The organism is Mycolicibacterium vinylchloridicum (assembly GCF_013404075.1).
In the GTDB taxonomy this organism is placed as follows: Bacteria; Actinomycetota; Actinomycetes; order Mycobacteriales; family Mycobacteriaceae; genus Mycobacterium; species Mycobacterium vinylchloridicum.
In genome coordinates, this window is the sequence record NZ_JACBJQ010000022.1 from 76,392 (window position 1) to 100,361 (window position 23,970).

The following is a 23,970-nucleotide window of genomic DNA, read 5'->3' on the forward strand; positions in this document are numbered from 1 at the left end:
CGTTGTCGCGCGTCGGTCTACGGTCAATGGTGTGTCGATTAGTGGCTTTGCAGGGATTCGACCGCCGCGCGATGAGGTCTTGCTTCTCGGCCTCGTTGACTGGGTCCCGCTCGAACGTGTTCACCAAGCGGTTGTCGACGTACACCCTGACTGTCCATTGCCGAGAGTCCGTCAATCGACTTTGGACCTGATCGACGAACTGACTCGGGAAGGTCTATTCGACATTGGCGACCTGACTGGTGAGAACGCCTACTTCGTCCCGTGGTCAATGTCCCGGCAGGAGTCTTTGCAGCGCGTCCGGACCGCCTACATCGATCACTTCGATAATCCGGATCACTGGTCGTGGTTCTGCTGGCTGGATCTCACCCCGCAAGGTGCGCTGATTGCGCAGCCGATAGAAGATCGCCTTCGCCGATCAGCCGAGCCATCAGGCTGACCTCGCGGCGAATGCCGTTTAGACATCTTATGAGGCGAAGGGGACTCGAGCCCGTGACTCCCGATGAAGAAAAAAGTGTCCGAGGGGGGACTTGAACCCCCACGCCCGTTAATAGGGCACTAGCACCTCAAGCTAGCGCGTCTGCCATTCCGCCACTCGGACCCGCAATGGGCGCTTAAGGCTAACGGATTGAGCACTCCAGCCCCAAATGGGCCCGATTGCCCGGCTACGGTTGGCGCCTGTTCGACGCGGCGGCGCCCAAAACTAGGCCGTGGGCAGTCGTCCGGCGATCTGTCCGGCGATGGCACTGGCCGCCGCGGTCGGGCCGTCCAGGCTGCAGGCCTCGACGTCCACCGCGACATTGCTGTGCACCGTCAGCGCCCGCTGGCAGGCCCAGCGCTGCGGGCTCTGCTGCACCCGTGACACCGCGAGCACGTTGTCGTCGGTGCTGGTCTGGCCCACCGACCAGACCTGCGGCGGACCGATCGGCTGCGCGTAGTCCAGCTGCCGGTTGGAGCACGCCGCCCAGCCGTGCTGCGATGTGGCGAAGAAGTCCGCGGCCGCCTGCGCGGTCGGGAACGACACCACCGCCTGCACGGCGTAGTGCGACCACTCCGGCGAGGTCGGCGGATCGCGCAGCACCTGGCCGTGCACGGCCGTCGACCCGCTGCCGGCGTACACGCCCTGCTGAGCCGCACCGGCGATGGCCAGGCAATTCACGTCGGCGAAGTGGGCGCTGTCGTTCCAGGCCTTGCTGACGTCGGTGGTGACGACGACATCGTCGCTGGCGAGCGCCGCGCCCACGTCGGGAGCCGACAACAACAGGGTCGGCAGGGCGTCCGGGCTGGTCAGCGGTGCCGGCGAAGTGGGCATCGCGTTACCTGCCGTGATCGCCGAGCAGCCGCTGACCGACAGGCACAACAGCGCCGCGATCGCGGGGAGACGGGGGGTCACCCGGTAAATCAAACCCTATATCGGCGTGTTGCGCGAGTGGTTGGAGGGAATCTTGTGATAATGCGCGACCTCCGCACCCACGGCCTCGCCGCGCCAGTGGTAGGAAAGGGGACTGTGACACAACCCGTCGACGAGGTGGTAGAGCTCGTCAGCGCCCTGATCCGGTTCGACACCTCCAACACCGGTGACCTGGCCACCACCAAGGGCGAAGCGGAGTGTGCCCTCTGGGTTGCCGAGCAGCTCAGTGCGGTCGGCTACGCAACCGAGTACATCGAATCCGGCGCACCGGGCCGGGGCAATGTCTTCGCCCGCCTTCCCGGGTCAGACCGCAGCCGCGGCGCGTTGCTGATCCACGGCCATCTCGACGTCGTCCCGGCCGAACCGGCCGACTGGAGTGTGCACCCCTTCTCCGGCGCCGTCGCCGACGGCTATGTCTGGGGCCGCGGCGCGGTCGACATGAAGGACATGTGCGGCATGATGATCGCCGTCGCCAGGCACTTCAAGCGGGCCGGCATCATCCCGCCCCGCGACCTGGTCTTCGCCTTCGTCGCCGACGAGGAACACGGCGGCACCTACGGAGCGCAGTGGCTGGTGGACAACCGGCCCGACCTGTTCGAGGGCATCACCGAGGCCATCGGCGAGGTGGGCGGTTTCTCACTCACCGTGCGGCACAAGGACGGTGGCGAGCGCAGGCTCTACCTGATCGAGACCGCGGAAAAGGGGCTGTCCTGGATGCGGTTGACCGCCCGCGGCCGGGCCGGCCACGGCTCGATGGTGCACGACGACAACGCCGTCACCGCCGTCGCCGAGGCCGTCGCCCGCCTCGGCCGTCACCAATTTCCTTTGGTACTCACCGATTCCGTCGAGCAGTTCCTCACCGCGGTCGCCGAGGAGACCGGCTACAGCTTCGACCCGGCCTCACCGGATCTCGACGGCACGATCGCCAAACTCGGCGGGATCGCCCGCATCGTCGGTGCGACGCTCCGCGACACCGCCAACCCGACCATGCTCAAGGCCGGCTACAAGGCCAACGTCATCCCGCAGACCGCGGAGGCGGTCATCGACTGCCGGGTGCTGCCGGGGCGCAAGGAGGCCTTCGAGCGCGAGATCGACGAGCTCATCGGCCCCGACGTCACCCGGTCCTGGGAGCGTGACCTGCCCTCCTACGAAACAACATTCGACGGTGACCTGGTCGACGCGATGAACGATGCACTGCTGGCCGTCGACCCGGAAGCCCGGACTGTACCCTACATGTTGTCCGGCGGAACCGACGCGAAAGCTTTTGCCCGCCTTGGTATCCGGTGTTTCGGATTCATCCCACTGCGGCTTCCGCCGGAGCTGGATTTCGCGGCGCTGTTCCACGGCGTCGACGAACGGGTGCCGGTCGATGCGCTGCACTTCGGCACACAAGTGCTCGAACACTTCTTGAAGAACTGCTGACACCGAAAGGAAGCCCGTCACATGGCATTTCCCTACAACCCGTACGAGTTCCTGCCCGAGCTGCCCAGCTTCACGCTGACCAGTACCGATTTCGAAGACGGGCAGCCGTGGAAGAACGCTCAGGTCAGCGGCATCATGGGGGCCGGCGGTGAGGACGTCTCGCCGCAGCTGAGCTGGTCGGGATTCCCGGAGGAGACCCGCAGCTTCGCTGTCACCGTCTACGACCCCGACGCGCCGACCGCCTCGGGCTTCTGGCACTGGGCCGTCGCCAACCTGCCGGCCACCGTGACCGAACTGCCGTCCGGCGTCGGTGACGGCTCGCTATTGCCCGGCGACGCCCTGACCCTCGTCAACGACGCGGGCATCCGCCGCTTCCTCGGTGCCGCGCCCCCGCAGGGTCACGGCTACCACCGCTATTACGTCGCCGTGCACGCGCTCAAGGTGGAGAAGCTGGAGCTCACCGAGGACGCCAGCCCGGCCTACCTCGGCTTCAACCTGTTCATGAACGCAATTGCGCGCGCGGTCATTCACGGTACGTACGAGCAACATTAGGCTCCTCGGCGCGCTGGCCGTCATCGCGCTGGTCGCCGGTTGTAGTACGGCAGTCGGCGGGAAGCCCGAGGCAACGACGCCTGCGCTGGGGCCTCCGGCGCCGGTGAAGTGGTCGCCGTGCCGCACGGCCGGTGCCGAGTGCGGCGAGGTCGAAGTGCCCGTGGACTATGGCGAAGACAGCGGCGACGTCGCCCGTCTCGCGCTCATCCGGTTTCCTGCGACCGGCCAGAAGATCGGCTCACTTGTCGTCAACCCCGGCGGGCCGGGCGGGTCAGGAGTGGATGCGGCAGTCAAGCTGGTGGGTGCGCTGCCGCCGGACGTTCGCCGGCAGTTCGATTTCGTCGGATTCGACCCTCGCGGGGTCGGCGCGTCGATTCCGACGCTGTGGTGCAACTCCGATGCGGACAATGACCGCAATCGTGCCGATCCTCAGGTCGACTACAGCCCGTCCGGTGTCGCCCACATCGAGGACATCGAGAAACAGTTCGCAGGGCGCTGTCTGGACAAAATGGGTGCCGACTTCCTGGCCAATGTCGGGACAGTCAACGTCGCGCGGGACCTCGACCGGATCCGCGTCGCGCTGGGCGAGGAGAAGCTGAACTACCTGGGTTATTCGTATGGCACTGAAATCGCTTCGGCGTACGCCGAGGCCTATCCCGACAGGGTCCGGGCGATGATCCTCGACGGTGCTGTCGATCGCAACGCCGATCCGATCCAGGCCAGCATCAACCAGGCGGCGGCATTCCAGAAGGCCTTCGACGCCTTCGTCGCCGACTGCGTCCACGACTCCGGGTGCCCGCTCGGCACCGACCCGGCCAAAGCCGTCGACGTCTACCACCAGTTGGTGGACCCGCTGGTGACCAGGCCCGCTGACACCGAGGATCCCCGGGGACTCGGTTTCAGCGACGCGATCACGGGCACGATCATGGCGCTGTACTCGCCGAAGATGTGGTCGACTCTGCGCTACGGGCTGTCCGAGCTGGACCAGGGTCGCGGCGACGTGCTCCTGAAACTGGCCGACGCGTACTTCACCCGCGACAGTGACGGGCACTACACGAACATCAACGATGTCCAGAACGCCGTGACTTGCGTCGATGCGCCGGCCAACACCGACCGGGCAAAGGCCGTCGACAAAGACCGGCAGCTGCGACAGGTGGCGCCCTTCGCCACTTTTGGGCAGTTCACCGGCAATGCGCCGCTGGACGTTTGCGCGTTCTGGCCGGTGCCGCCATCCAGCGGCCCGCATACCGTGTCGGCGCCCGGTCTCCCGCCGGTGTTGGTGGTCTCCACTACGCGCGATCCGGCTACGCCGTACCGGGCCGGTGTCGAGCTGGCCGAGCAGTTCGGGGGCGCGTTGCTGACCTTCGATGGCACGCAACACACTGTCGTGTTTCACGGCAACGCCTGCGTCGACGATTACGCGGCGGCCTACCTGATCGACCTCGCCTTGCCGCCGAAGGATTCTCGTTGTTGACGCCGGAGCTAGCGTGCCGACCCGACCGCCTCACTGAGCGAACCGAAGCCGCCCGCATGCAGCCGCGTGGCGATGCCGTCGTGAATCTCTTTGGCCCACAAGCCACCGCCGTAGACGAACCCGGTGTAGCCCTGCAGCAGTGACGCACCGGCGGTGATGCGTTCCCATGCGTCGTCGGCGGTTTCGATGCCGCCCACACTGATCAGTACGACATCCCTGCCGACCCGCGCATACAGCCGGCGCAGGATCTCCAGGGATCGATGTGCGACAGGCGGTCCGGAGATCCCACCCGGCCCGAGGTCGTCGACCCCGGGTGTGCGCAGGCCGGCCCGCGAGATCGTGGTGTTGGTGGCCACGATCCCGGCCAGCCCCAGTTCAACGGCCAGGTCCGCGACTGCGTCGACGTCGTCATCGGACAGGTCGGGGGCGATCTTCACCAGTACCGGAGTCGTGGTCTCTTCCAGCACGGCCGACAGGATCGGCCGCAGCGACTCGACCGCTTGCAGGTCACGCAACCCGGGAGTGTTGGGGGAGCTGACATTGACCACCAGGTAGTCGGCCAGCGGGCCGAGAAGCCTTGCGCTGGAACGGTAATCGTCGGCGGCGAGTTCGGGCGGGGTGATCTTGGATTTGCCGATATTCACGCCGATGGGCGCCTTGGGACGGTTGCGTGCCAGCTGCAGCGCGAGGTGGCCGGCACCGTGGTTGTTGAATCCCATCCGGTTGAGCAGTCCGCGGTCGTCGGGCAGCCGGAACAGTCGCGGCTGGGGGTTGCCCGGCTGTGGCTGAGCGGTCACGGTGCCTACCTCGGCGTAGCCGAATCCCAATGCGCCCCAGGTGTTCAGGCCGAGGCCGTCCTTGTCGAAACCGGCGGCCAGCCCGAGCGGTCCAGGGAACCGCACCCCGAACACCGTGCTGGCCAGTACCGGATCCTGTGGCGCCAGTCGGCGGCGCAACTGCCGGCGCGTCAACTCGGTGGCCGTCGCGGCGCGCAGCATGCCGAACACCAGGGTGTGGATACGTTCGGCCGGCACCAGGAAGAATGCCCGCCGCAGTGCTGCGTACATCACAGCCCGGGCTGGTCGGAGGTCTGACCGTTGAGTCGAGATTTCTTGCGCCGCAGCAGAACTCGTCGACTTCCGTCGGTGTACAGGCGCACTCTGGTCAGCTCCCAGCCACGGTATTCGGCCTCGATGGACAGTCGCGTCGAAGCGCTGATGCGGGTCACGTCCGGCGGCAGCCGAAGCGGGATCCACTCGTAGTCGTCCGACAGTTCGTTTTCCCAGCTCGCTGGCATCCGCCCTCGGTGCGCCGTGCTCACCGGGCACCGGCCGCGTTGCGGATCACCTGTACGCCGGCACCCGTCGCCGACACGACATACAGAGTGTCGGACGTGTCGTCGAAAGCCAGCGAGTTCGGTTGCTGCACGGTCGGGTAACGCACCTTCTCCACGGGTATTCCAGTCGTCAGATCGTAACCAACAACCATATTGGCCGCGGTCTGAGAAACCCACGCCAAATTGCGCGATCCGGCCAAGCCGTAGGGCGCCTGCGGAACCGGGTAGGCCTGCCGTTCGATCAGCGGGTCGACACCGAACACCAACAGCTGGCCACCGCGGGTGTCGGCCACCAGCACCCGGCCCGTGGGATCGGCCGCGATCGTGGCGGCCCCTTCGCCGGCGCGTAGCGCCTGCTGGGTGCGCCCATCGCTGTTCAGTGCCGTCACCGACGTCTGTCCGCGGTCGAGCACGACGGCGTTGTTCCCCTCGGTGACGATCGCGTCGACCCGCGCAAAGATCTTCACCTTTTCGGCCACCGTGGTCTCCGACCCGAGGGTGTAGGCGGTGCCGTCGGCGCTGCCGAGGACCAGCCGGCCGTCGGCACGCCGGGCAATGGCGGTGAAATCGGTGTCAGCCTCCTCGGCGATCGACACCGGTGTCGCCGCGCCCGCGGCCAGATCGACGGTGAAATAGCCGCCCCGGGTCGCCAGGTATGCCGAGCCCTTGCCGTCACCGGCGAGCGCCGTCGCCGGGCCGGGCAAGGTGAGCTCGCGGGTACCGCCGGAAACGGCGAACAGGGTCAGCGTCGCCGGTGACTGCGGGTCGGGTCCCGGGGCCAGGACGGCCAGTGACCCGCTGCGTTCGTCAAAGATCGCCGCTTCCGGGCGGCCGCCGAGCGGCATCAACTCACCCGCCGGCCGCGTTGCGGGCGGCGGGGACACCGCGGGAGCAGCGGGCTCGATCGTCGGCGGCGGAGCGGTGAGCGGATTCTCCGAACATCCGGTCGCGAGGGCCGCCAGCGCCAACAAGACGGCGGTCGACCTGCGCAAACCGCCCCTGTTTACACGCATTGGCAACGGGTAGCCCTCGGATGTGTTCAAGATCAGGCGAACAAGTCGCCTCCTGTCGATCAGGAATTCTAGAGGTGCCGGGTGGAGACAAATTGACCACTTTGTCTTTTCTCGGGCCGTAACCCGCGTTATGGTGTCTTGATGACCTTGGCCGTGACACCGCAGTCCGACAGACGCGAGTTTGCTATCGAGGACATTTCCACTGGTGTGTTCGCCAACGGATTTGGCCACCTCGGCGATGGTCGCAGCTTCTCGTTCCGGGTGCACCGTGGTCAGCTACTCGTCGAGGTCTACCACCCGCGGCTTGCCGGTCCGGTGCCCCATGAAGAGGACGTGGTGGCTACCGCGACCCGCAGCCTCACCGATTTCGACATCGATGATGAGCGCAGCCTGACGGCCGCCGTGCGTGATGCCGTGGCGGCCGCCCAGCCCGTCGCTCGCGCCGCGCGCTGATCTTCCAGATCCATCCAGTACGGTCGGCCCGTGGAGCCGATGTCGTGGTTGCAGGTCGTCGTACTGTCGGTCGTGCAGGGTTTGACCGAGTTTCTGCCCATCTCGTCATCGAGCCACCTGGCGATCGTGTCCGGGGTGTTCTTCACCGGGGATGCCGGAGCGTCGTTCACCGCCGTGTCGCAGCTGGGCACCGAGGCTGCGGTCCTGATCTACTTCGCGAAAGATATCTGGCGGATCCTGAAGGCCTGGTTCAACGGGCTCTTCGTGAAGGCGCACCGTGACAACGTCGATTACCGGATGGGCTGGTACGTCCTCATCGGCACGGTGCCGATCGTGATCCTCGGCGTGACGTTCAAGGAGCTGATCCGTGGCGAGGTCCGTAATCTCTGGGTGATCGCCACCGCGATGCTGCTGTTCTCCGGGGTGATCGCAGCCGCCGAGTACTTCGGCAGGCAGACCCGGCATCTCGAGCAATTGACGTGGAAGGACGGTCTGCTGGTCGGCATTGCCCAGTGTCTGGCGCTGGTGCCCGGAGTGTCGCGCTCCGGGTCGACGATCAGTGCTGGCCTGTTTTTGGGTCTGGACCGCGAGTTGTCAGCGAGATTCGGTTTCCTGCTTGGCATTCCAGCGGTGTTGGCCTCCGGGCTGTTTTCGCTGCCCGACGCATTTCACCCGGTGACCGAGGGGATGAGCGCTACCGGTCCGCAGCTGCTGGTCTCCGTCGTCATCGCCTTCGTCGTCGGTTTCGCGGCGATCACCTGGCTGTTGCGGTTCGTCGCGCACCACGTCATGTACTGGTTCGTGGGTTACCGGGTGGTGCTCGCGCTGGTCGTGATGGGCCTCTTGGCCTCGGGCGTGGTGGCGGCCGCGTGACCGTCATCCTGCTGCGGCACGGCCGCTCGACATCGAACACCGCGCATACGCTGGCCGGCCGGACCGAAGGCGTCGAACTCGACGAGAAGGGTCAGGACCAGGCGCAAGCATTGGTGGGGCGGGTCAAGGGTCTGCCGATCAGGGCCATCGTGCGGTCGCCGCTGCTACGCTGCCGACTCACCGTGGAGCCGCTGGCCGCCGAACTCGGCGTGGAGCCGGTGATCGACGATCGGCTCGCCGAGGTGGACTACGGCCAGTGGACCGGGCTGGCGCTGGGGGACCTGATGAAGGAGCCGCTGTGGTCGGTGGTGCAGCAGCAGCCGAGCGCGGCCGTCTTCCCGGGCGGTGAGGGACTGGCGCAGGTGCAGGCACGCGCGGTGACGGCGGTCCGCGAGCATGACCGCCGACTTGCCGACGAGCACGGCCACGACGTGCTGTGGATCGCCTGCACGCACGGTGACGTGATCAAGTCCGTCGTCGCCGATGCGCTCGGCGCGCATCTGGACAGTTTCCAGCGGATCACCGCCGACCCGGCGTCGATGAGTGTGATCCGCTACACGCCGATGCGCCCATTTGTGGTGCATGTCAACCACACCGGCGCCGAACTCGCGTCGGCGCTGTCTGCGCCGCCGCCCACCGCCGACGACAAATCCGCTGGCGATGCCGTCGTGGGCGGGTCGACGGACTAGCGCCGATGTCTTGCTCCTCCTCCGCCTCGTTCCTCGGCGGCATCGTCGACTCGACGCCGCCGAATTACGACTCAGCTCCTGATGCCGGTATTTTGGAACCAACATGCCCCGCGCAATTCACGTCTTCCGCACACCCGACCGATTCGTGGCCGGGACTGTCGGGCAGCCCGGAAACCGGACCTTCTACCTACAGGCGGTCCACGACAGCCGGGTGATCTCGGTGATCTTGGAAAAACAACAGGTCGCGGTGCTGGCTGAGCGGATCGGCGCGCTGCTCGTCGAGATCAACCGCCGGTTCGGTACGCCGCTGCCGCCGGAGACCGATATCGAGGATCTCAGCCCGCTGGTCACACCGGTGGACGCGGAGTTCCGGGTCGGCACGATGGGTCTGGGCTGGGACGCCGAGGCGCAGACCGTCGTGGTCGAGTTGCTCGCGGTCTCCGAAACCGAATTCGACGCATCGGTCGTGCTCGACGACGCCGAGGAAGGTCCTGACGCCGTGCGGGTCTTCTTGACGCCCGAGTCGGCTCGCCAGTTCGCCTCCCGGTCCACCCGCGTCATCTCGGCCGGCCGTCCGCCGTGCCCGCTTTGCGACGAGCCGCTCGACCCCGACGGCCACATCTGTGTGCGTACCAACGGATATCGGCGTGGGGCCTGGGGCGAGACCGACGACGATTTCGAGTCGTGACGGGGTGCGACGAGGCGTCGGCCCGCGAGGCGTTGCGCTGCGGCGAACTGACTCTTCTCGGGCGTATCCGCTCGGCGAGTAACGCCACCTTCCTCTGCGAAGCGACCTGGTCAGGCCATGCTGTGCATTGCGTGTACAAGCCGGTTGCCGGTGAGCAGCCGCTGTGGGATTTCCCGGACGGCACACTGGCCGGCCGCGAGCTGGGCGCCTACCTGGTGTCGACGGCGTTGGGCTGGAACATCGTGCCGTACACCATCATTCGCGACGGACCAGCCGGACCCGGCATGCTGCAGCTATGGGTCGACCAGCCCGGCGACAGCGACGAGAGCCGCCCGGCCGGCCCGGACCTTGTCGACCTGTGCCCGCCGGGATCGATTCCCCCGGGCTATCTTTCGGTGTTGCACGCCTACGACTACGCCGGCAATGACGTCACGCTGGTGCACGCCGACGACCCGCGGCTGCGACGGATGGCGATCTTCGACGTGATCGTCAACAATGCCGACCGCAAGGGCGGCCACATCTTGAGCGGCGTGGACAATCGGGTGTACGGGGTCGACCACGGGGTGTCGCTGCACGCGCAGGACAAGCTGCGCACGGTGCTCTGGGGCTGGGCCGGAAAGCCGGTCGACGACCAGTCGCTCGAGTCGGTCGCCGCCCTCGGCGAGAAGCTGGCGGGCCCGCTCGCCGACGAGTTGCGCGAACACATCACCGCCGCCGAGGTCGCCGCATTGCGCAAACGGGTCCGGACGCTGCTGAGCGAGCCGGTGATGCCCGGCCCCGATCGACACCGCCCGATTCCGTGGCCGGCGTTCTGACCAGTGATACTGACGTGATGTCCATGACCGACGCGGCGCTGGCCGCCGACCTCGCCGAAGAGGCGGGCCGGTTGCTGCTCGCGGTTCGCGAAGAGGTCGGTTTCGACTTCCCGCCCGCCCTCGGTGATGCCGGTGACGTGCGGGCCAACGCGCAGATCCTGCGCCGTCTGCGCGCCGAACGACCCAACGACGCGGTGCTCTCCGAAGAGGCCTACGACGACCTGAAACGGCTCAAGAACGACCGGGTGTGGATCATCGATCCGCTCGATGGCACCCGCGAGTTCTCGATGCCGCGGCGTCCGGACTGGGCAGTGCACGTCGCGCTGTGGCAGCGGACCGGCGGACCCGATGGCTCGATCACGGACGCCGCGGTGGCGCTTCCGGCGATGGGCGAGGTCTTCCGGTCGGACACCGTGACCGCGCCGCCGCCGCCGCGGCCCGGTCCCATCCGCATCACGGCCAGCTCCAACCGCCCGCCCGCGGTGCTGTGGCGGCTGCGGGACCGCCTCGACATCGAGTTTCTCCGGATCGGATCGGCGGGTGCCAAGGCGATGGCCGTCGTCCGTGGCGACGCCGACGCCTACATCCACGCCGGCGGCCAGTGGGAGTGGGACTCGGCCGCACCCGCAGGCGTGGTGCAGGCCGCGGGCCTGCACGCCACCCGGATCGACGGGTCGCCGCTGCGCTACAACCAGCCCGACCCCTACCTTCCGGATCTCCTGATGTGCCGGCCGGAAGTCGCCGATCTGCTGCTCGACGCCATGTGGCTGGCCAGCTAGCCGGGAATCAAACGGGCCGCCCCGTTGTCAATGTGTGGCGAGAAGGCCGGCCCCCTCACCACTGGAGTGCAGTGAACAGCGAACCCCCTAGAGTCGAGGCCATGCAGTCGTGGCCGGCCGTCGATATCCCGCAGTTGCCCGGTAGGGGGCCGGCGCTACGCCTCTACGACACCGCCGACCGCCAGCTCCGCCCCACCTCGCCGGGGGAGACCGCGACGATGTACGTCTGCGGGATCACTCCGTACGACGCGACCCACCTCGGCCATGCCGCGACCTACCTCGCCTTCGATCTGGTGTACCGCGTTTGGCTCGATGGCGGGCACCAGGTGCACTACGTGCAGAACATCACCGACGTCGACGACCCGCTGTTCGAGCGGGCCAATCGCGACGGCATCGACTGGCGGGAACTCGGTGCCAGGGAGACCCAGCTGTTCCGCGAGGACATGACGGCGTTGCGGGTGCTGCCGCCGCACGATTACGTCGCGGCGACCGACACCATCGGCGAGGTCGTCGAGCTGGTCGAGAAGATGCTGGCCTCGGGTGCGGCCTACGTGGTCGATGATGCCGAGTACCCCGACATCTACTACCGCGCCGACGCCACCACGCAGTTCGGCTACGAGTCGGGGTACGACCGCGACACGATGACGCGGCTGTTCGCCGAGCGCGGTGGCGACCCCGACCGCCCGGGTAAGGCGGATCCGCTCGACGCACTGCTGTGGCGCGCAGCTCGCCCCGACGAGCCCAGCTGGCCCGCCCCGTTCGGTCCGGGCCGGCCCGGCTGGCATGTCGAGTGTGCGGCGATTGCGTTGAACCGCATCGGCTTTGGGTTCGATGTTCAGGGCGGCGGCAGCGACCTGATCTTCCCGCACCACGAATTCTCCGCTGCGCATGCCGAATGCGTCACGGGCGAGCGCAGATTCGCGCGGCATTACGTCCATGCGGGAATGATCGGCTGGGACGGGCACAAGATGTCCAAGAGTCGCGGCAATCTGGTGCTGGTCTCCGGTTTGCGCGCCCAGGGTGTCGACCCGGCAGCCATCCGGCTCGGACTGCTGGCCGGGCACTACCGCAGCGACCGGTTCTGGAGCGACGCGGTGCTCGACGAGGCCAATGCCCGGTTACATCGCTGGCGCTCGGCCGCCGCGCTGTCGGCAGGACCGGATGCCGCCGACGTCGTCGGGCGGCTGCGCCAGTACCTGGCCGACGATCTGGACACCCCCAAAGCGCTTGCCGCCATTGATGGTTGGGTCACCGACGCGCTGGAGTACGGCGGGCACGACGACACCGCCCCCGCCGCCCTGGCGGCCGCCGTCGATGCTCTGTTGGGTGTATCGCTCTAGGGCCTACAGCTGGACGACGCCGTACGCGCCGACCTGCTTGCACAGGAATCGCAACTGATCGGTCGCCGAGCCCAGGGTCTGGTCGATGGCCGTCAGCCGCGCGGCGTAGTGGGCTATCGGATACTCCGCGGTGACACCGATACCGCCGTGCATCTGGATCGACTCCTGTGAGATGTGGCGCCCCGAACGTCCGATCTGCATCTTGGACCGGGCCGCGACCACGGGGTCCAGCCGGCCGTCGGTGATGCACATCGCCGCGTAGTAGTTCATGCTGCGGGCCAGTTCCAGCGAGACGTACATGTCTGCGGCGCGCTGGGTGAGCGTCTGGAAGGTCTTGAGCGGCACGCCGAATTGCTTGCGGGCGTTCAGGTACTCCGTCGTCAGGCGCAGCGATTCATCCATGGCGCCGACAGCCTCGGCGCACAGCGCCGACGAATAGCGGATCAAGGCGGCATGGATGCGCTCACTGGAATCACCGTCGCCGAGCTGCTGTGCCGGCGCGTCGGTGAAGTCGATCTCGGCGCCGCGGTGCCCGTCGAAGGTCCGGTACGGACGGCGGGTGGTCGCCGCGGCGTCGACGAGGAAGACTCCGACCCCGCCGTCGGGCAGGCTTGCGGTGACGACGAGGACGTCGGCACTACCGCCGGCCAGCACCGGGTTCTTACGTCCGGTGATGGTCCAGCTGTCATTGTCTTTGGTTGCGCGGGTTGACAATTCGTCCAGTCCGCGCAGACCTTTCTCGGAGTGGGCCAAGGCGAGCAGCTTCTCGCCCTCGGCGACCTCGTCGAGCAGTGCGCGCTGCTCATCGGAGCCGAGATCGGCGATCAGGCCGCCGGGGATCAGCGCGGCGGTGGCGACCGGTTCGGGTGCCAGCCGTCGACCGAGCTCGGTCATCACGACCATGATCTCGATCTGGCCGGACTCTTCGGGCTCGAAACCGAGGCCCAGGATGCCGATTTCGGCCAGCTGGCGCCACACGTCGCGGCTCCAGCCGAGTTCGGAATCGACGATCTTGTTGCGGGTCTCGATGTCGTAGGTACGGGAGAACACCTCGCGAGCGGTGTCGCGCAGGAGTTCCTGTTCGTCGGTCAGGTCAAAATTCATGTCACAGTCCCAGAATCGTCGACGAGATGATGGTGCGCTGAACCTCGTTGCTTCCGCCGTAGATCGAGGTCTTGCGGTAGTTCAGGTACTTCGGCGCAGCGTGCTGTGCCCAGAGCGGCGATTCGATATCGGCGCCACCGTCGAACGGCAGCGCATCCGGGCCCGCGACCTCCACGGCGAGCTCGGTGATCGCCTGCTGCAGTTGGCTACCGCGCAGCTTCAGGATCGACGACGCCGGGTTCGGCTTGCCGGTCGCCTCGTCACCGCTGACCCGCAACTGGGTGAGTTCCAGTGCCAGCAGCTCGTTTTCGATCTCGGCGACCTTGGCCGCGAACAGCGGATCCTCGAGGAGACTGCCCGCGCCGACCTTGGTCTGCGCGGCGTGCTCCTTGACGTCGGCGAGCCACAGCTTGGTGGTGCCGATCCGCGCAATACCGGTGCGCTCGTTGGACAGCAGGAACTTGGCGTAGGTCCAGCCTTGGTTCTCTTCGCCGACAAGCTGGTTGACGGGCACCCGGACGTCGGAGAAGAAGACTTCGTTGACCTCGTAGCTGCCGTCGATCAGCTTGATCGGGCGGATGGTGATGCCCGGGGTGTTCATCTCGACGAGGATGAACGAGATTCCGGCCTGTTTCTTCGGCGCGTCGGGATTGGTGCGGGCCAGCACGAAGATCCAGTCGGCGAACTGGCCGAGTGTCGTCCAGGTCTTCTGCCCGTTGATCACGTACTCGTCGCCGTCACGAATCGCGACGGTCCGCAACGATGCCAGGTCCGAACCGGCTTCGGGCTCGGAAAAGCCTTGGCACCACCAGATGTCGAGGTTGGCAGTCGGGGGCAGGAAGCGTTCTTTGATCTCCTGCGACCCGAAGTGGGCGATCACCGGTCCGACCATGCTGGCGTTGAAGGCCAGCGGTTCGGGGACGCACGCCAGGCGCATCTCGTCGGCCCAGATCTGGCGCTGCAGCGGCGTCCAGTCTTTGCCGCCCCATTCGACGGGCCAGTTTGGCACGCCCAGGCCGGCCTTGTTCAGGATGCGTTGGGTGGTGATCGCGTCATCCGGGAAGTTCAGGCTGTCGGTGCGGGCCCGTTCCCGGATGTCGGCGGGAATCTGGGTGGTGAAGAACTCGCGCAACTCGTCGCGGAACTTCGCGTCCTCGTCGCTCAGTGCCAGTTTCACGAGCGCAACCTCAATTCGTTGTTACTCGGCGGTATCCACTGCACGTTAGCGCAGCCCTACCAACCAGTCGGCAGGACCACCCATTGACGGCGATTCTTGTCGGTGGTTCGCACTAGTGTTCGAAGTATGGGTTCGATCAATGTGGCGTTAGATGCGCTCGACGCCGCGGTCGAACTCGTGGCTGCCGCGGATATCGAGGAGCTGCCGGCGCCGGAACGCTTCGCGGCCCTCGAGCGGCTGGAAAGCGCGGTGCGCCGCCAGGTCGCGGTGTCCCACGCCCAGACCACTCGCCTGGAGCGCTATGAGGGCTGCCCGCCGATTTCGTTCGTGCTGGCTGACGTGTTGCGGATCAGCCGCACGGCCGCCAAGCGCCGCATCCGGGATGCCGAACAACTCTCGCCGCGGGCCACGTTGACCGGCGAGCCGCTGGCACCGCTGCTGCCCGAGACGGGGAAGGCCTGGAATGCCGGCCTTCTCGACGCTGAGCACGTGCGGGTGATTCAGAAGTTCTTCCGTGACCTGCCCGATCACGTCGGGCCGGTCGAGGTGGACAAGGCCGAACGCACCCTGGCCCAGCACGCCCAGACCATGCGACCCGATCAGTTGGAAAAAGTCGCCGATCGACTCGCGACGCACCTCAACCCCGACGGGAAGTTCTCCGAGGAAGACCGGGCCCGCAAGCGCGGCTTCTTGTGGACTGGGGGGCAGCGCCCCGACGGGATGAGTGTGGGGAAGGTGGTGGCCACCCCGCAGCTGCGCGCCGAGCTGGATGCCGTGTTCGCCAAACTCGCCGCCCCCGAGCCCGACGACCTGCGCAGCCACAGCCAACGCCAGCATGATGCTCTGTCGCGGCTGGTGCGTGACCGTCTGGGGGATCCGAAACTCGGTCAGCACAACGGGTTACCGGTCACGATGATTGTGACCACGACCCTGCAAGACCTGCAGAAGGGTGCCGGCCACGCGGTGACCGCGGGTGGGACGTTGATCCCGATCTCGGATCTGATCCGGATGAACGCTCCGGCGAACAAGTATCTGGCGGTGTTCGACGGCATCACCGGGCAATCACTGTGGCTGGGCCGGTCCAAACGCTTGGCGTCGGCTGATCAGCGGATCATGCTGCTGGCCAAATATCGGGGCTGCACCGCACCGGGTTGCACGGTCAACGGCTACAACAGCCAGGTCCATCACGCCACCACAGACTGGAAACACGGCGGCACCACCGATATCGACCACCTCACCCTGGCTTGCAAATGCGACAACCTCCTCGTCGAAAACCACGGCTGGGAAACCCACCAAATCCCCGACGGTCAAACCCACTGGAGCCCACCACCCGACGTCCCGCTGCGCGGTGGCACCAACGACTTCCATCATCCAGAACGACTACTGAAAAACGACACGGACCCGCCGGCAGACGACGCGGGCGCCGCCTAGCCCCGGAAGCCGGGACCGCGCCTGCGCAGGTACCGCTCGAACTCGGCTGCCAGCGTGTCGCCGTCCACCTTCGACAGCGCCTCGTTCATGTCCACGTCGGCGTCACCGCGCTGTTCGAGGGAGGCCACGTACTCGGCGATCTCCTCGTCCTCGGCGGTCATCTCGGTGACGGCCTGTTCCCATTCCTCGGCCTGGGCGGGCAGATCGGCCAGTGGCACCTCGATGTCGAGCACGTCTTCGACGCGGCGCAGCAGCGCGACCGTGGCCTTCGGGTTGGGCGGCTGCGACACGTAGTGCGGCACTGCGGCCCAGAATGTCACCGCCGGAATACCCGCCGCCACGCAGGCGTCCTGGAACACGCCGGCGATGCCGGTCGGCCCCTCGTAGCGGGTCTCTTCGAGCCCGAAGAACTTGGCCGACTCGGGGGAGTAGGCAGCGCCGGACACCGGTACCGGCCGGGTGTGCGGGGTGTCGGCCAGCAGGGCGCCGAGGATCACGACGGTGTCGACGTTCAGTTTGTCGGCAATGGCCAGCAGTTCGGCGCAGAACGTGCGCCACCGCATGTTGGGTTCCACCCCGTGCATCAGCACGATGTCGCGGTCCGAGCCGGGCGGCCGGCAGTGCGAGATCCGCATCGACGGCCACACCAGCTCGCGCGTCACGCCGTCGACCTGTCGGATCACCGGACGATTCACCTGGTAGTCGTAGTAGGCCTCGTCGTCGATCTCGATGATCGTGTCGGCTTCCCAGATCGCGTCGAGGTGCTCGAGCGCGTCACTGGCGGCATCACCGGCGTCGTTCCAGCCTTCGAAAGCCGCAACAATGATCGTGTTGTGCAGTTCGGGCAGATCCGGGCCTTTCGCGCCGCTGGAGTTCGACGGGGTCACAAGTTCAGCGTAAGGCCTGCTCCGCCCCAATGAGCCATGTCGGTCCGACTACCGTGGGCGTGGTGTGTCGTGTTATGGCCCGTGGGTTCCCGGCGGCCGGTGTTCGTGAAGTGAAATACCTTCGGCCGCAATCTCGTTAACCGTCGTGGTTAAGGCGACGGGTCGGGCATCCAGACGTCGATCGGCTGACCACGTAGACTGTCACGGTCGAGAGGCGTTGCAACGGTTATCCGGGGGCCTTGGGCCTGCTGGAATCCGCCACGCTCGGCAGAGTTAAGGACGCCTTCCGTCATGGAAGGAACGTACGTGAGCTCCCCAGAGTTGAACACATTCGTGCCGAACATCCGCCCTGACTGCACCGACGCACTGACGGCAGTACTGGGCCGGCGGATCATGGTCATCGACGGTGCCATGGGCACCGCGATCCAGCGGGACCGGCCCGACGAGGCCGGCTACCGCGGTGAGCGGTTCCGGGACTGGCCGAGCGATCTCGTCGGCAACAACGACCTGCTCACCCTCACCCAGCCACACATCATCTCCGGCATCCACCGCGAATACCTCGAGGCGGGCGCCGACATCCTCGAGACCAACACGTTCAATGCGAATGCGGTCTCGCTCTCCGACTACGGCATGGAGGAGTTCAGTTACGAGCTGAACTTTGCGGGCGCCGCCCTGGCCCGCACGGCTTGCGACGAGTTCAGCACCCCGGAGAAGCCTCGCTACGTCGCCGGTGCCCTGGGGCCGACGACGCGCACCGCGTCGATCTCGCCGGATGTCAACGACCCCGGTGCTCGCAATGTCTCCTACGACCAGCTGGTCGCCGCCTACCTCACCGCGGCCAAGGGCCTGGTCGACGGGGGTGCCGACCTCCTCATCGTCGAGACGATCTTCGACACGCTGAATGCCAAGGCCGCGATATTCGCCATCGAGACACTGTTCGAGGAGCGAGGCCGTCGTTGGCCGGTGATCATCTCGGGCACCATCACCGACGCGTCCGGGCGGACGTTGTCCGGTCAGGTCACCGAAGCGTTCTGGAATTCGATCCGGCACGCCAAGCCCATCGCAGTGGGTCTCAACTGTGCCCTGGGCGCGCCGGAGATGCGGCCCTACCTCGCCGAGATGTCCCGGATCGCGGACATCTTCGTGTCCTGCTATCCGAACGCCGGTCTGCCCAACGCCTTCGGCGAGTACGACGAGTCCCCGAAGCGTCAGGCCGGCTACGTCGCCGACTTCGTCGAGGCCGGTCTGGTCAACATGGTCGGCGGATGCTGCGGAACGACGCCGGCACACATCGCCGAGATCGCCAAGGTCGTCGAGGGCAAGCCGCCGCGCGAGGTCCCGCAGATCGAGGTCGCCACCCGACTTTCGGGCCTGGAGCCGCTCAACATCACCGCGGACTCCCTGTTCGTGAACATCGGTGAGCGCACCAACATCACCGGCTCCGCCCGCTTCCGCAACCTGATCAAGGCGCAGGATTACGACACCGCGTTGTCGGTAGCCCTGCAGCAGGTCGAGGTCGGTGCGCAGGTCATCGACATCAACATGGACGAGGGCATGATCGACGGCGTCGCCGCGATGGACCGATTCACCAAGCTGATCGCGGCCGAGCCGGATATCAGCCGCGTGCCGGTGATGATCGACTCCTCCAAATGGGAAGTCATCGAGGCCGGCCTGAAGAACGTCCAAGGCAAGCCGATCGTCAACTCGATCTCCATGAAGGAGGGCGAGGAGAAGTTCATCCGCGAGGCGCGGCTGTGCCGCAAGTTCGGCGCCGCGGTCGTCGTGATGGCCTTCGACGAGCAGGGGCAGGCCGACAACCTGGAGCGCCGCAAAGAGATCTGCGGGCGTGCGTACCGGATCTTGACCGAACAGGTCGGCTTTCCGGCCGAGGACATCATCTTCGACCCGAACTGCTTCGCGCTGGCGACCGGTATCGAGGAGCATGCGACCTACGGCATCGACTTCATCGAGGCCTGCGCCTGGATCAAGGCCAACCTGCCGGGAGTGCACATCTCCGGCGGTATCTCCAACGTGTCGTTCTCGTTCCGGGGCAACAACCCCGTTCGCGAGGCGATCCACGCGGTGTTCCTGTTCCACGCCATCAAGGCCGGCCTGGACATGGGCATCGTCAACGCCGGCGCGCTGGTGCCCTACGACTCGATCGACCCCGAGTTGCGCGACCGCATCGAGGACGTCGTCCTGAACCGACGCGAGGACGCGGCCGAGCGGCTGCTGGAGATCGCGGAACGGTTCAACAAGTCGGACGGACCCGAAGACTCACAGGTTGCGGAGTGGCGATCGTTGCCGGTCCGGGAGCGGATCACACACGCCCTGGTCAAAGGCATCGATGCGCACGTCGACGCCGATACCGAGGAATTGCGATCCGAGATCGCCGCGGCAGGCGGGCGCCCCATCGAGGTGATCGAGGGCCCGCTGATGGACGGTATGAACGTCGTCGGCGACCTCTTCGGCTCCGGCAAGATGTTCCTGCCCCAGGTCGTGAAATCGGCGCGGGTGATGAAGAAGGCGGTGGCCTACCTGCTGCCGTTCATCGAGGCCGAGAAGGAAGAGAACGGCACCGCCGGCTCCAAGGACACCAACGGCACGATCATCATGGCGACGGTGAAGGGCGACGTCCACGACATCGGTAAGAACATCGTCGGAGTTGTGCTGCAGTGCAACAACTTCGAAGTGATCGACCTCGGTGTGATGGTGCCCGCCCAGAAGATCCTCGACGCGGCCAAGGAGCACGACGCCGACATCATCGGGCTGTCCGGGCTGATCACCCCGTCGCTGGACGAGATGTCCAACTTCGCGGTCGAGATGGAGCGTCAGGGGCTGGAGATCCCGTTGCTGATCGGTGGCGCGACGACCTCGCGCGCTCACACGGCCGTGAAGATCTCGCCGCGACGCAGCGGCCCGGTGGTCTGGGTCAAGGATGCGTCCCGCTCGGTGCCGGTGGCTGCCGCGCTGCTCGACGACAAGCAGCGGCCCGCCCTGCTCGAGGCCACCGAGAAGGACTACGCATCCCTGCGGGAACGGCACGCCCAGAAGAACGAGCGGCCGATGCTGACACTGGAGAAGGCCCGCGCCAACCGGACGCCGATCGAGTGGGACGGCTACGTACCGCCGGTGCCCGCGCAGGGCCTCGGCGTGCGCGAGTTTCGCGACTACGACCTCGCCGAGCTACGCGAATTCATCGACTGGCAGCCGTTTTTCAACGCCTGGGAAATGAAGGGCCGCTTCCCCGACATCCTCAACAATCCCGCATCGGGCGAGGCCGCCCGCAAGCTGTATGACGACGCCCAGGAGATGCTCGACACTCTCATCAAAGAGAAGTGGCTGACGGCCAACGGGGTGATCGGGTTCTTCCCGGCCAACGCCGTCGGCGACGATGTCGAGGTCTACACCGACGAGAGCCGCACCAAGGTGCTCACCACCTTGCGCAACCTGCGTCAGCAGGGCGAGCACCGCGACGGCATCCCCAACCGGTCGCTCGGCGATTTCGTCGCGCCGAAAGACACCGGTCTGGCCGACTACGTCGGTGCGTTCGCGGTCACCGCGGGGCTGGGTAGTGGTGAGAAGATCGCCGAGTTCAAGACCGATCACGACGACTACAGCGCGATTTTGCTCGAGTCACTGGCTGATCGGCTCGCCGAGGCGTTCGCCGAGCGGATGCACCAACGGGTCCGCAAGGAGTTCTGGGGATATCAGCCCGACGAGCAGCTGGACAACGATGCCCTCATCGGTGAGAAGTACGTCGGAATCCGGCCGGCCCCAGGCTATCCGGCGTGCCCGGAGCATACCGAGAAGGCGACGCTCTGGACGTTGATGGACGTCAAGGAGCGGACCGGTATCGTGCTGACCGAGTCGATGGCGATGTGGCCCGGTGCCGCCGTCAGCGGCTGGTACTTCTCGCACCCGCAGTCGCAGTACTTCGTGGTCGGCCGGCTGGCCCAGGATCAGGTTGCCGACTACGCCAGGCGCAAGGGCTGGACGCTGCAGGAGGCTGAGCGCTGGCTGGCTCCCAACCTGGGCTACAACCCGGAGGACTGACGGGCCCGCCGGGTCACGGATGCGCTGGCAGCCAGGGCTGACGCCAGCTCGGGTATCCGGCCACCAGCGCGTTGGCGCCCGAGGGTCCCCACGAGCCCGGCTGGTACACCTCGACCGGTGGCGGTGCCTCGATCAGCGGCTGCACGATCCGCCAGGTCTCCTCGACACCGTCCTCCCTGATGAACTGGCTGGCGTCGCCGCGCATGGCGTCCCCGAGCAGGCGCTCGTAAGGTTCTGGCGCTTCGGCCATTTCGTCGCTGAACACCAGGCAGAGGTTGACGGCCCGGGTCTTGTCGGCGCCGGATTCCTTGGCCTGCAGCACGAAATCCACGCCGGGGTTGGGGTCGATCCGGAAGATGAACTCGTTCTGTTCGCCGATCTTCGGCAGGAACGGCAACGCCGGCGGACGCTTGAAGATCACCCGAATCTCGGTGGCCCGCACCGGAAGAGCCTTGCCCGCCCGGATGAAGAACGGCACACCCGACCAGCGCCAGTTGTCGATGTGCAACTTCAGCGCCGTGAAGGTTTCGGTCTGCGAACCGGGCGCGACACCGTCGATATCCAGATAGCCGGCGTACTGGCCGCGTACGTAGTGCTTGGGGTCGACGGGACGGATGCTCTTGAACAGTTCGACCCGCTTGTCCCGAAAACCATCCGGCCCGCCGCTGGACGGTTCGGAGGCGATGAGTCCGATCAACTGCAGCAGATGGTTCTGCACGACGTCGCGCAGCGCCCCGACCGGGTCGTAGAAGTGGCCGCGGTCCTCGACGCCGAAGTTCTCGGCCATCGTGATCTGCACAGCCTCGATCCGGTCGCGATTCCACAGCGGCTCGATGATCGAGTTGGAGAACCGGATGTAGCGGATGTCCATCGCCGGTTCCTTGCCCAGGAAGTGGTCGATGCGGTAGATCTGCCACTCCTGCAGGTGCGCACTCAATTGATCGTTGAGCGCCTTGGCCGACGAAAGATCGTGTCCGAACGGCTTTTCCACCACGACCCGGGCGTTCTCGGTCAGGCCTGCGCCGGCCAGGCCATCCACGACGCGGCCGAACAACGACGGCGGAATCTCCAGATAGAACACCGGATGCGCCCGTCCGCTGATCGCTGCCGCCACCTTGTCGTAGGTCGCCGAGTCGGCGAAATCGCCGGACACCATTGACAGCCGGGCGGCGAATCGGGCGAAGACGGCGTCGTCCACCGGCTCACCGGTGCCCTCGATGGCGGCCCGGGCATGCTCGCGGAGGGTGTCGACGGACCAATCGTCGATCGCCACACCGACGATCGGGCAGTCGAGCAGCTTGCGGCGCTCCAGGCGGTACAGCGACCGGAAGGTCATCTTCTTGGCCAGATCACCGGTGATGCCGAAGATCACCAGAACATCAGCGGGAGAAGGTTTTTGAACGCTCACCGGCTTCACTTCTTCTCCGCGTGGCCGCCGAACTCGCTGCGCATCGCCGAGCAGATCTGGTCGGTGAACTCGCCGAGCTGCCGTGACTGGAACCGCTCGTAGAGCGCGGTGGTGATGACGGGAGCGGGGATGCCCTCATCGACGGCCGCCAGCACTGTCCATCGCCCTTCGCCGGAATCGGACACCCGCCCGGAGAACTGGTCGAGGTCGGGCGAGGCGGCGAAGGCGTCGGCGATGAGGTCCACCAGCCAGGAGCCCACCACCGATCCGCGGCGCCAGACCTCGGCGACCTCGCCGACGTTGATGTCGTACTGGTAAGCCCACGGATCGCGCAGGGGAGTGGTTTCGGCGTCGACTTCTTTGTTGGCGCGGTCCGATTGTCCGGCGTTGGCGTGCTTGATGATGCTCAAGCCTTCGGCGATGGCGGCCATCATCCCGTACTCGACACCGTTGTGCACCATCTTCACGAAGTGCCCGGCGCCGTTGGGACCACAGTGCAGGTAGCCCTCGGGTGCGGTGCCGACGGCGTCGGCCGGGCGGCTCGGGGTGGGTTCGGCGGTGCCGACCCCGGGGGCGATGGTCTTGAAGATCGGATCGAGGCGAGCCACCACGTCGTACTCCCCGCCGATCATCAGGCAGTAGCCGCGGTCCAGGCCCCACACGCCGCCACTGGTACCGCAATCGACGTAGTGCAATCCCTTCTCGGCGAGCTTCTGCGCCCGGGTGATGTCGTCGCGGTAGTACGAATTGCCGCCGTCGATCACGGTGTCCCCGGGTGCGAGCAGCGGGACGAGCGCATCGAGGGTCTCCTCGACGATCGCGGCGGGCAACATCAGCCAGATGGCGCGCGGGACGTCCAGTTTGGCCACGAAGTCTTCGAGGCCGGCAGCGCCGGTCGCACCGTCGGCCTCGAGGTCGCTGACCGCCGCGGGGTTGACGTCGTAGACCACGCAACGATGTCCGTCCCGCATCAGCCGTCGAACCAGGTTCGCCCCCATTCGGCCCAAGCCGACCATTCCGAGTTGCATAGTCGCCACCCTAGTGACCTGTTTGCTCGGGCTCGCG

22 protein-coding genes and 1 tRNA gene are annotated in these 23,970 nt (G+C 66.5%); 13 read left to right on the forward strand and 10 right to left on the reverse strand.

Annotated elements, in window-relative coordinates; translation table 11 throughout:
• Window positions 1–31 precede the first annotated feature (31 nt).
• Complete coding sequence (locus tag HPC46_RS19245; RefSeq protein ID WP_179472775.1) at window positions 32–436, forward strand: hypothetical protein; 405 nt, start codon at window positions 32–34, stop codon at window positions 434–436.
• A gap of 76 nt (window positions 437–512) precedes the next feature.
• Here the strand turns inward: HPC46_RS19245 and HPC46_RS19250 are convergent.
• Window positions 513–598: transfer RNA gene (locus tag HPC46_RS19250), tRNA-Leu, on the reverse strand.
• Window positions 599–700: 102 nt separating this feature from the next.
• Window positions 701–1,390, reverse strand: coding sequence for a sensor domain-containing protein (locus tag HPC46_RS19255; protein ID WP_179472777.1), 690 nt, complete (start codon window positions 1,388–1,390; stop codon window positions 701–703).
• Window positions 1,391–1,450: 60 nt separating this feature from the next.
• Between HPC46_RS19255 and HPC46_RS19260 the strand changes: the two genes are divergently transcribed.
• From HPC46_RS19260 to HPC46_RS19270, 3 genes are read left to right on the forward strand one after another with little or no spacing between them, the layout of a single operon-like run.
• Window positions 1,451–2,830: a M20/M25/M40 family metallo-hydrolase gene (locus tag HPC46_RS19260; RefSeq protein ID WP_218894377.1), complete on the forward strand. Its 1,380-nt coding sequence runs from the start codon at window positions 1,451–1,453 to the stop codon at window positions 2,828–2,830.
• Between the two features lie 21 nt (window positions 2,831–2,851).
• Window positions 2,852–3,382 (forward strand): YbhB/YbcL family Raf kinase inhibitor-like protein, encoded by a 531-nt coding sequence (locus HPC46_RS19265; protein ID WP_179472781.1) that lies wholly within the window; start codon window positions 2,852–2,854, stop codon window positions 3,380–3,382.
• Complete coding sequence (locus HPC46_RS19270; protein WP_179472783.1) at window positions 3,342–4,856, forward strand: alpha/beta hydrolase; 1,515 nt, start codon at window positions 3,342–3,344, stop codon at window positions 4,854–4,856. Before HPC46_RS19265 ends, HPC46_RS19270 begins: the two co-directional genes overlap by 41 nt.
• An 8-nt stretch (window positions 4,857–4,864) precedes the next feature.
• Here HPC46_RS19270 and HPC46_RS19275 read toward each other — a convergent pair whose 3' ends face one another.
• The 3 genes from HPC46_RS19275 to HPC46_RS19285 are packed head-to-tail and all read right to left on the reverse strand — an operon-like array spanning window position 4,865 to window position 7,205.
• Entirely contained in the window at window positions 4,865–5,923 is a 1,059-nt protein-coding gene (locus HPC46_RS19275; protein ID WP_179472785.1) for a quinone-dependent dihydroorotate dehydrogenase, read from the reverse strand.
• A complete protein-coding gene (locus HPC46_RS19280) occupies window positions 5,923–6,153 on the reverse strand; it encodes a DUF5703 family protein (protein WP_036423004.1) in 231 nt (76 codons plus the stop codon). Before HPC46_RS19280 ends, HPC46_RS19275 begins: the two co-directional genes overlap by 1 nt.
• A gap of 20 nt (window positions 6,154–6,173) precedes the next feature.
• Window positions 6,174–7,205, reverse strand: a complete 1,032-nt coding sequence (locus HPC46_RS19285) for a YncE family protein (protein WP_179472787.1) — start codon at window positions 7,203–7,205, stop codon at window positions 6,174–6,176.
• Between the two features lie 141 nt (window positions 7,206–7,346).
• Here HPC46_RS19285 and HPC46_RS19290 point away from each other — a divergent pair, with 141 nt between their 5' ends.
• The 7 genes from HPC46_RS19290 to mshC all read left to right on the forward strand — a co-directional run bounded on the left by HPC46_RS19290 (window position 7,347) and on the right by mshC (window position 12,842).
• Complete coding sequence (locus HPC46_RS19290) at window positions 7,347–7,658, forward strand: hypothetical protein (protein WP_179472789.1); 312 nt, start codon at window positions 7,347–7,349, stop codon at window positions 7,656–7,658.
• 39 nt (window positions 7,659–7,697) lie between these two features.
• Entirely contained in the window at window positions 7,698–8,531 is an 834-nt protein-coding gene (locus tag HPC46_RS19295) for an undecaprenyl-diphosphate phosphatase (protein ID WP_179472856.1), read from the forward strand.
• A complete protein-coding gene (locus tag HPC46_RS19300) occupies window positions 8,528–9,220 on the forward strand; it encodes a histidine phosphatase family protein (protein WP_179472791.1) in 693 nt (230 codons plus the stop codon). Before HPC46_RS19295 ends, HPC46_RS19300 begins: the two co-directional genes overlap by 4 nt.
• A gap of 103 nt (window positions 9,221–9,323) precedes the next feature.
• A complete protein-coding gene (locus tag HPC46_RS19305; protein WP_179472793.1) occupies window positions 9,324–9,908 on the forward strand; it encodes an Rv2134c family protein in 585 nt (194 codons plus the stop codon).
• Entirely contained in the window at window positions 9,905–10,723 is an 819-nt protein-coding gene (locus HPC46_RS19310; RefSeq protein ID WP_179472795.1) for an Rv2133c family protein, read from the forward strand. The genes HPC46_RS19305 and HPC46_RS19310 overlap by 4 nt, the downstream gene beginning before the upstream one ends.
• A 17-nt stretch (window positions 10,724–10,740) precedes the next feature.
• Window positions 10,741–11,502 carry a 3'(2'),5'-bisphosphate nucleotidase CysQ gene (locus HPC46_RS19315; RefSeq protein WP_179472797.1) on the forward strand — a complete coding sequence of 254 codons (762 nt, stop codon included), beginning with the start codon at window positions 10,741–10,743 and terminating at the stop codon, window positions 11,500–11,502.
• Between the two features lie 101 nt (window positions 11,503–11,603).
• Window positions 11,604–12,842 carry a cysteine--1-D-myo-inosityl 2-amino-2-deoxy-alpha-D-glucopyranoside ligase gene (gene mshC / locus HPC46_RS19320; protein ID WP_179472799.1) on the forward strand — a complete coding sequence of 413 codons (1,239 nt, stop codon included), beginning with the start codon at window positions 11,604–11,606 and terminating at the stop codon, window positions 12,840–12,842.
• Between the two features lie 3 nt (window positions 12,843–12,845).
• Here the strand turns inward: mshC and HPC46_RS19325 are convergent, their stop codons facing one another.
• Window positions 12,846–13,946, reverse strand: a complete 1,101-nt coding sequence (locus HPC46_RS19325) for an acyl-CoA dehydrogenase family protein (protein ID WP_179472801.1) — start codon at window positions 13,944–13,946, stop codon at window positions 12,846–12,848.
• Between the two features lies 1 nt (window position 13,947).
• Window positions 13,948–15,123, reverse strand: coding sequence for an acyl-CoA dehydrogenase family protein (locus HPC46_RS19330; RefSeq protein WP_179472803.1), 1,176 nt, complete (start codon window positions 15,121–15,123; stop codon window positions 13,948–13,950).
• 126 nt (window positions 15,124–15,249) lie between these two features.
• On the opposite strand from HPC46_RS19330, the gene HPC46_RS19335 reads away from it, so the two are divergent.
• Window positions 15,250–16,554: an HNH endonuclease signature motif containing protein gene (locus HPC46_RS19335; RefSeq protein ID WP_179472805.1), complete on the forward strand. Its 1,305-nt coding sequence runs from the start codon at window positions 15,250–15,252 to the stop codon at window positions 16,552–16,554.
• Here HPC46_RS19335 and HPC46_RS19340 read toward each other — a convergent pair.
• Entirely contained in the window at window positions 16,551–17,441 is an 891-nt protein-coding gene (locus HPC46_RS19340; RefSeq protein ID WP_179472808.1) for a PAC2 family protein, read from the reverse strand. The two genes, HPC46_RS19335 and HPC46_RS19340, sit on opposite strands and share 4 nt — an antisense overlap.
• Before the next feature lie 291 nt (window positions 17,442–17,732).
• Between HPC46_RS19340 and metH the strand changes: the two genes are divergently transcribed.
• Window positions 17,733–21,497, forward strand: a complete 3,765-nt coding sequence (metH, locus tag HPC46_RS19345) for a methionine synthase (RefSeq protein ID WP_179472810.1) — start codon at window positions 17,733–17,735, stop codon at window positions 21,495–21,497.
• Window positions 21,498–21,510: 13 nt separating this feature from the next.
• Here metH and zwf read toward each other — a convergent pair whose 3' ends face one another.
• Together zwf and gnd are read right to left on the reverse strand one after the other, a co-directional pair.
• On the reverse strand, window positions 21,511–22,914 hold the full coding sequence (gene zwf, locus HPC46_RS19350) for a glucose-6-phosphate dehydrogenase (protein WP_407665526.1): 1,404 nt from the start codon (window positions 22,912–22,914) through the stop codon (window positions 21,511–21,513).
• Window positions 22,911–23,933 (reverse strand): phosphogluconate dehydrogenase (NAD(+)-dependent, decarboxylating), encoded by a 1,023-nt coding sequence (gene gnd / locus HPC46_RS19355; RefSeq protein ID WP_179472814.1) that lies wholly within the window; start codon window positions 23,931–23,933, stop codon window positions 22,911–22,913. The genes zwf and gnd overlap by 4 nt, the downstream gene beginning before the upstream one ends.
• Window positions 23,934–23,970 lie beyond the last annotated feature (37 nt).

Coding starts and splice junctions, on each gene's coding strand:
- HPC46_RS19260 (WP_218894377.1), top strand. CDS start 1,451: ATGCGCGACCTCCGCACCCACGGCCTCGCCGCGCCAGTGGTAGGAAAG.
- HPC46_RS19265 (WP_179472781.1), top strand. CDS start 2,852: ATGGCATTTCCCTACAACCCGTACGAGTTCCTGCCCGAGCTGCCCAGC.
- HPC46_RS19275 (WP_179472785.1), bottom strand. CDS start 5,923: ATGTACGCAGCACTGCGGCGGGCATTCTTCCTGGTGCCGGCCGAACGT.
- HPC46_RS19280 (WP_036423004.1), bottom strand. CDS start 6,153: ATGCCAGCGAGCTGGGAAAACGAACTGTCGGACGACTACGAGTGGATC.
- HPC46_RS19285 (WP_179472787.1), bottom strand. CDS start 7,205: ATGCGTGTAAACAGGGGCGGTTTGCGCAGGTCGACCGCCGTCTTGTTG.
- HPC46_RS19290 (WP_179472789.1), top strand. CDS start 7,347: ATGACCTTGGCCGTGACACCGCAGTCCGACAGACGCGAGTTTGCTATC.
- HPC46_RS19295 (WP_179472856.1), top strand. CDS start 7,698: ATGTCGTGGTTGCAGGTCGTCGTACTGTCGGTCGTGCAGGGTTTGACC.
- HPC46_RS19305 (WP_179472793.1), top strand. CDS start 9,324: ATGCCCCGCGCAATTCACGTCTTCCGCACACCCGACCGATTCGTGGCC.
- HPC46_RS19315 (WP_179472797.1), top strand. CDS start 10,741: ATGTCCATGACCGACGCGGCGCTGGCCGCCGACCTCGCCGAAGAGGCG.
- mshC (WP_179472799.1), top strand. CDS start 11,604: ATGCAGTCGTGGCCGGCCGTCGATATCCCGCAGTTGCCCGGTAGGGGG.
- HPC46_RS19325 (WP_179472801.1), bottom strand. CDS start 13,946: ATGAATTTTGACCTGACCGACGAACAGGAACTCCTGCGCGACACCGCT.
- HPC46_RS19335 (WP_179472805.1), top strand. CDS start 15,250: ATGGGTTCGATCAATGTGGCGTTAGATGCGCTCGACGCCGCGGTCGAA.
- metH (WP_179472810.1), top strand. CDS start 17,733: ATGGAAGGAACGTACGTGAGCTCCCCAGAGTTGAACACATTCGTGCCG.
- gnd (WP_179472814.1), bottom strand. CDS start 23,933: ATGCAACTCGGAATGGTCGGCTTGGGCCGAATGGGGGCGAACCTGGTT.